Origin of the sequence: Halanaerobium sp. ST460_2HS_T2, assembly GCF_003337665.1 — a bacterium.
GTDB lineage: Bacteria > Bacillota > Halanaerobiia > Halanaerobiales > Halanaerobiaceae > Halanaerobium > Halanaerobium kushneri.
The window spans coordinates 1-1,409 of record NZ_QPJF01000081.1; the positions used below are offsets into that span (position 1 = coordinate 1).

Sequence of the window (1,409 nt, forward strand, 5' to 3'; positions counted from 1 at the left end):
GGTTGTATAATTAATGTTGTGAAGAAAAAAATGTAAATCTAAAAATATCTAAATAAAAAAGGCATTTGCCTGGCTCCGTTGAATTAAATAGTTACAACACCAAAAATTCAATAAAGGAGTCAAGCAAATGCATAATAAGTTTATCACAGATTTAATGAATTTACCAGACCTGGTTGCAACAGATTTAATTCAAACAGAGGAATATTTAGTTTTTGTGGTTGACTATCAAAAAGATCATGTTAAATGCCCTGTTTGCGGTAAAAAAGCACATAAGGTTCACGATAGAAAAACTCAAATGATTCAGGATATCCCTATTCGAGATAAAAAAGTAGCTATTAGGCTTGAAAAGAAACGCTATAGCTGCAGTCATTGCGGTAAAAGAGCAATACCTAAAAGAATAGAGAGTATTACTAAATATTCAAGGAAAACAGAGCGTTTTAAAATGCATCTTTTAAAGCAGACTGATAGTCGTGATTACTCAAGAGTAGCAACAGAACATGGTCTTAGCTACACCAGTATTCAAAACTCGGTACGCAGCAAGTTAGACACTCTGATTAAAGAAGCTCAGCTTGCAACCTTAGATGAAGTTGAAGCTATCAGTATTGATGAATTTGCAATCAAGAAAAAACATAAATACGCGGTCGCTTTAACTGATCCGATTAACGGTAAATTAATTGATATATTAACTTCTAGAAAAAAAGATGATTTAATTGAATACTTCAATACCTGGCCTGAGAAACTGAGGGAGCAGATCAAGTACTTCTCCATGGATATGTGGAGTCCGTATAAAGCTGTTGCAAAAACTGTTTTTCCAAATGCTAAGATAGTAGTTGATAAGTTCCATCTGGTTACAGCTATCAATAATGCCTTAGATAAGCTGAGAAAAGAGGAACAGGATAAACAGACTCCTGCCAATAGAAAGAAGTTCTATAAATCAAGGCTCACCCTTCTGATGGCTGGTGAAGATCTTGATGATGACGGCCATCAGCGGCTGATAGAAATCTTTAAATTATCTCCTGCTTTAGAAAAAGCATGGGAGTTAAAAGAAGAATTTAGAGATTTGCTACAGATACCTGATGTTAAAGAATCTATTGAAGCTTTAAATCACTGGTATGAAAATGTTAGCCAGGCCAAATTAAATCTTTTCTATAGAGCTAAAGGAACAGTAAAACGCTGGGAACAAAATGTAATCAACTATTTTAAAACAAGAATAACCAACGGTTTTGCTGAAGGATTAAATAACAAAATCAAATTGATCAAAAGAATCGGCTACGGTGTTCCCAAAGTTGAAAACTTAAAACGCCGAGTATTTTTATCATTACTGAGTATTTAAGAGTAATTCAAAAAATTAAAGAGATAACATGATTCAAACGGTGCTATTTAGATTTCACAACATTTGTCAAAGAGCC

1 protein-coding gene is annotated in these 1,409 nt (G+C 33.7%); it reads left to right on the plus strand.

All coding sequences use genetic code 11. The features are described 5' to 3' along the window. Nucleotides 1-127: 127 nt before the first annotated feature. Complete coding sequence (locus DFR80_RS15115; RefSeq protein ID WP_114490489.1) at nt 128-1,333, plus strand: ISL3 family transposase; 1,206 nt, start codon at nt 128-130, stop codon at nt 1,331-1,333. Nucleotides 1,334-1,409 lie beyond the last annotated feature (76 nt).

Excerpts from the sequence above, each read along its gene's own strand:
- DFR80_RS15115 (WP_114490489.1), top strand. The coding sequence starts at position 128 with ATGCATAATAAGTTTATCACAGATTTAATGAATTTACCAGACCTGGTT.